Source organism: Longimicrobium sp. (assembly GCF_036280135.1).
Taxonomy (GTDB): Bacteria; Gemmatimonadota; Gemmatimonadetes; order Longimicrobiales; family Longimicrobiaceae; genus Longimicrobium.
The window spans coordinates 1-4,497 of sequence record NZ_DASURI010000111.1 but is presented as its reverse complement, the minus strand read 5'-3'; the positions used below and the strand labels follow the sequence as shown (position 1 = coordinate 4,497).

7 protein-coding genes are annotated in these 4,497 nt (G+C 69.8%); 4 read left to right on the top strand and 3 right to left on the bottom strand.

Features of this window, described 5'->3' with window-relative positions:
* Nucleotides 1-211: hypothetical protein (locus VFZ20_RS03510; protein WP_329682441.1), on the bottom strand; the 211-nt coding region annotated here is incomplete at its 3' end.
* 46 nt (nt 212-257) lie between these two features.
* On the opposite strand from VFZ20_RS03510, the gene VFZ20_RS03505 reads away from it, so the two are divergent.
* The 3 genes from VFZ20_RS03505 to VFZ20_RS03495 all read left to right on the top strand — a co-directional run bounded on the left by VFZ20_RS03505 (nt 258) and on the right by VFZ20_RS03495 (nt 1,986).
* Nucleotides 258-653, top strand: coding sequence for a PIN domain-containing protein (locus VFZ20_RS03505; RefSeq protein ID WP_329682440.1), 396 nt, complete (start codon nt 258-260; stop codon nt 651-653).
* Between the two features lie 117 nt (nt 654-770).
* Entirely contained in the window at nt 771-1,286 is a 516-nt protein-coding gene (locus tag VFZ20_RS03500; protein WP_329682439.1) for a molybdopterin-dependent oxidoreductase, read from the top strand.
* A gap of 163 nt (nt 1,287-1,449) precedes the next feature.
* The gene (locus VFZ20_RS03495) at nt 1,450-1,986 is read left to right on the top strand and encodes a DUF6232 family protein (protein ID WP_329682438.1); all 537 of its coding nucleotides are present in this window, start codon (nt 1,450-1,452) and stop codon (nt 1,984-1,986) included.
* A gap of 95 nt (nt 1,987-2,081) precedes the next feature.
* On the opposite strand, the gene VFZ20_RS03490 is transcribed toward VFZ20_RS03495, so the two are convergent.
* Nucleotides 2,082-3,056 carry an NADP-dependent oxidoreductase gene (locus VFZ20_RS03490; RefSeq protein ID WP_329682437.1) on the bottom strand — a complete coding sequence of 325 codons (975 nt, stop codon included), beginning with the start codon at nt 3,054-3,056 and terminating at the stop codon, nt 2,082-2,084.
* Nucleotides 3,057-3,121: 65 nt separating this feature from the next.
* Nucleotides 3,122-3,958, bottom strand: a complete 837-nt coding sequence (locus tag VFZ20_RS03485) for an NAD(P)H-binding protein (RefSeq protein WP_329682436.1) — start codon at nt 3,956-3,958, stop codon at nt 3,122-3,124.
* Nucleotides 3,959-4,063: 105 nt separating this feature from the next.
* On the opposite strand from VFZ20_RS03485, the gene VFZ20_RS03480 reads away from it, so the two are divergent.
* Nucleotides 4,064-4,497: TetR/AcrR family transcriptional regulator (locus VFZ20_RS03480; protein ID WP_329682435.1), on the top strand; the 434-nt coding region annotated here is incomplete at its 3' end.

The following is a 4,497-nucleotide window of genomic DNA, read 5'->3' as shown; positions in this document are numbered from 1 at the left end:
CATGGCAGAGCCGGCATATCGAATTGACGTGGAGGAACGAGACCTCGTGGTGCGGGTGCGTCGCGACGTTCTTGACCGCGAGGAAGTCTCTCGATTCCTCGACTTCCTCGAGTTGGAGTCGATCCGCCGACGCAGTCAGCTGTCCGAGGACGACGCCGCACGACTGGCTGACGAGATCGATACGGCTGTGTGGAAGCAGCTGCAGTCTCACCGGTCGTTGTGATTGGTCGTGGTTGACGGGATGTCGCCTGTAGTCGTTGATACCCAACATCCTGTTCTCCGCCCTTTTACGGCAGGAGAACCGTTTCACGGCGGCGCTTCTCGGCATCGAGCATCGCTTCTTTGTTTGCGAAAGCGTCCTTGTCGAGCTGTTCAAGCACAAGGAGAAGATCCTCCGGGCAAGCCGGCTCACGGATGACGAGTTGGTCCGCGTGTATCACGTTTTGCTTCGACGAGTGACGCTCTTCAAGGAAGATCTGATCTCGCGAGAACATCTGAAGATTGCGGAGGACCTCTGCCGTGGGATCGACGAGGCCGATACGCCGCACGTGGCCCTGGCACTGGAGCTGGACGCGCCGTTGTGGACCGGGGATACACGGCTGCGGGATGGATTGATGGCACGCGGCTTCAACCGTTTCTTCTCCCCGGATTAACGGTCGTCTTCGGCAGAATAGCCGCGGGCCCGTATGGCTCGCGGCTGTTCCGCGTCTTGCCTCGCGTACGCGCGTCCCGCAGCTTTCCACGCTGTCCACCCGCCGCTTCACCGCGAAATGCCGCGCCGCCTTCTCGCCGTACTTGCCGTGATCCTCGCCGCGCACGCGCCGCTGCGCGCGCAGGCCGCCGATACCCCCGCCGTGCTGGAGCTGGTGCCGCTTTCCGGCGGTGCCATCCGCCTGACGGCCGCGGAATGGGCCGCCCTGCCACGCGACACCGTGCGGGTCGCGGAAACCAGCAGCGGCGGCCATCCCACGCCGCCCGGCACGTACACGGGCGTGCCGCTGCGCGCGCTGCTTACGCGGATGGGCGTGCCCGCGGGAGCGGCCGTCCGTGGCGAGGCGCTGCGCACGTACGTGCTGGCCGAGGCGAGCGACGGCTATCGCGTGATCTTTTCTCTCCCCGAGCTGGATCCGGCGTTCACCGACGCCGTCGTGCTCGTGGCAGACCACCGCGACGGCGCCGTGCTGGACGCGCACGACGGCCCCCTGCGCATCCTCGCGCCGGCGGAGAAGCGACCCACCCGCTGGGTGCGCGGCCTCGTGCGCCTGTCCGTGCACCGCGTGGAATAGGGCGCGCATCGCGAGATCCAGGTCCGCCGCCGTGGGGACGCTCCCGCGGCGGCGAGTCCGTTCTGGAAGGTGGAGAAGTTCCCCCCGGCCTGTCCCACCAATGCGAGTGTGTGAGGCATGCTCCCGCCACGCCCGCCTTCCTCCATCTCGTGAAAGGCCATTCATGAGCACCATTGCTGATGCCGTCTCGCAGCTGTTCGGGGGGGACAAGTCGACCCGGTACGACCATGGAGAGCTGAAGATCCGCGCCAACACGCTGGTGATCGGCGACGCGGTCTACCCCCTTCGCAACATCTCCACGGTCAAGCTGGAGGACCTGCGCCGACCCATCCCCCTGTACGTGTGGATCATGGGCGGTCTGGGCCTCTTTCTCGTCATGACAGGATTCCCAGGGTTCTTGATCGGTGGCATGCTCCTGGCCGTGGCCATCACCGCCGCCTTCAAGACGTGGATGTTGAGGAGCGCGGCCGACTATTCGCTCGATGTGCGCATGAACGGAGCAAACACGGCCGCCGTGCTGAACGACGATCCGGACTTCCTGAAGAGCATTGCCCTGGAGCTGTACGAGGTCATCGAGCTGGAGCGGGCGAGCAACACCACCTTCAACATCGACCAGCGGGTCGTCATCGACACCGTGACGGGCTCGACCATCGGGATCACCGGCGTGCAGGGCGACCTTGTGGAGCAGATCCCTGCGTGAACGCCTGCTGGCGCCCCCGGCCCGACCGGACCAGCCGCCGCGGACACCATGTCCGCGGCGGCTGATCGTGTTGTGGATCACGAGCCGCGTCGACCTTAGCCGATGCGGAGGGCGAGCTTGCCCAGGTAGTGCTCGCCCAGCGCGCGGTGCGCGTCCGCGGCCTGCTCCAGGGGAAAGGTGCGCGCGACGTGGACGTCGAACCGTCCGGACGCGATCCGCTGGTCCAGGCGGTCCACGATGTCGCGATCCGGGTCGCCGTTGAAGGCGTCGAGGCGGACGCCGGCGGGCGCGGCCGGCCGCGGCTGCACGCCGTTGGGGTACGCGGCCCGCCCGCCCTCGCGCAGGGTGTGCAGGGCCGTCTCCGCCGCCGCGCCGCCCGCCGTGAGCAGCGCGGCGTCCATGCCCTCCGGCGCAAAGGCGCGCGCCGCGGCGAGCACGTCGTCCACGCGGCCGTCGACGGCCGCGTCCGCGCCCACGTGCGTCGCCAGGGCCACGCCATCCGCGCCCGACGCCACGGCGAACACGCGCGCGTGCATCTGCCTGGCGAGCTGCACGGCCACGTGGCCAATGCCGCCTCCCGCGCCCAGGACCAGCACCGACCCGCCGGGGCGAATCCGCAGCACGTCGTCCAGCCCGCGCAGTGCCGTGAGGCCCACGCCGCCCACGACGGCCGCCTGCTCCGTCGTGAGCGCGCGGGGGAGCGGCGAGACGAAATCCGTGTGCACGGCGGCGTATTCCGCGTAGAACCCGCCCTTTGGGTTCAGGAAGCCGATGGCGTACACGCGGTCCCCCGGGGCGAACCCGCGCACGTCCGCGCCCACGGCCGCCACCGTCCCCGCGCCCTCGGAGCCCAGCACGTAGGGGAACGCCGGCTCCATCCCCAGCATCTGCGCGTATCCGCCCTCGCGCTCGAACGGGTCCCACTCGCCCACGCCGGCGTATTCCACGCGCACCAGCACCTCGTCCGGCCCGATCTCCGGGACCGGCACCGTCTGCAATCGAAGCGCGTCGATCCCCCCGAACTGGTCGATCGCGATGGCCCGCATGGAGTCGGGCGTCCGTTCCGTCATGGGTCGCGTGGGATGGAGGTGGATGTCCGCGGAGCCCGGCCGGGGCTCCGCGGACCGGGTTCGCGTCAGCCGTGCGCGTCCCAGGCGCCGGCGGACGCGGTCGCGCGCGCGTAGTCGCCAAAGTCGCGCGGCGGGCGGCCCAGCGCACGCTGCACACCGTCTGCCACGGCCTCGTTGCGGCCGTCCAGCACCTGCGTGAACAGCTCGTTCATCAGCCAGACCACGTCCTCCGGCACGCCGTCCGCGCGCATCCCGGCGATGAACGCCTCCGCCGGGATGGGCACGTAGCGCAGGGGCCGTCCGGTGGCGCGGGCGATCTCGTCCACGGCCTCTGCAAAGGTGAGCGCGCGCGGGCCCGTCAGCTCGTAGATGCGCCCGGTGTGACCGTCCTCCGTGAGCGCGGCGACGGCGGCGTCGGCGATGTCGTCCGCGTCCACGAACGGCTCGCGCACGCCGTCCGCGGGGAGAACGACCTCGCCGGCCAGCACGGCGTCCAGCAGAAAGTTCTCGCTGAAGTTCTGCGCGAACCAGCTGGCGCGCAGCACCGTCCACTCCACGCCCGCCTGCTTCACCGCCTCTTCCGCGCGCTGTGCGCCCTCCTCGCCGCGGCCGGAGAGCAGCACCAGCCGCCGCACGTCGCTCCGAGCCGCCAGCCGCGCGAGCTCCCCCACGGTTTCCGCCGCGCCGGGCACGGCCAGGTCCGGCTGATACGTCACGTACACCCGCGACATCCCGTGCAGCGCCGGCGCCCACGTGGCCCGGTCCTCCCAGTCGAACGGCGGCGTCCCCGCGCGCGAACCGACGCGGACGGGCTCGCCGCGCGCCGCCAGCCGCTCCACCACCCGCCGCCCCGTCTTTCCCGTGCCGCCGATCACCAGCGTCGTCCCGTTCGCGTCACCCATCGCCCGCTCTCCTGAATGTGAGGAATGCTCATGTTTGCGAAAACATGATAAAGGCTCATATTTTCGATCGCAAGGCTTTTCATCCGTGAGAGAGGAAGATCGTCCATGAGCGAGATGCCGATCGAAGCCGCGCCGCCGCGCCGCGTGCCCAGCCAGCGTCGCAGCCGCGAGCGGGTGGAGCGGATGCTGGCCGTCGCGACGGAGCTCATCGCGGAGCGGGGAAGCGATGCCGTGCGGATGAGCGAGGTGGCGGAGCGAGCCGGTGTCTCCATCGGATCGCTGTACCAGTACTTTCCCGATAAATCCGCCATCATCCGCACCCTCGCGGAGCGCTACAACGCGCAGGGCCTGGCGTGCGTCCAGGCGGAGCTCGCCCCCGTGCGCGACGAGGGGGCGCTGCACGAGGCGCTGCTGCGGGTGGTGGACGGGTACTACGAGATGTTCCTGGCGGAGCCGGTGATGCGGGACATCTGGTGGGCCACGCAGTCGGACCGCGCGCTGCAGGACGTGGACGCGGCCGACGTGGAGGCGCACACGGC

What these genes read in the sequence shown, in the direction of transcription:
- VFZ20_RS03500 (WP_329682439.1), top strand. Translation starts at nt 771, where the DNA reads ATGCCGCGCCGCCTTCTCGCCGTACTTGCCGTGATCCTCGCCGCGCAC.
- VFZ20_RS03495 (WP_329682438.1), top strand. Translation starts at nt 1,450, where the DNA reads ATGAGCACCATTGCTGATGCCGTCTCGCAGCTGTTCGGGGGGGACAAG.
- VFZ20_RS03490 (WP_329682437.1), bottom strand. Translation starts at nt 3,056, where the DNA reads ATGACGGAACGGACGCCCGACTCCATGCGGGCCATCGCGATCGACCAG.
- VFZ20_RS03485 (WP_329682436.1), bottom strand. Translation starts at nt 3,958, where the DNA reads ATGGGTGACGCGAACGGGACGACGCTGGTGATCGGCGGCACGGGAAAG.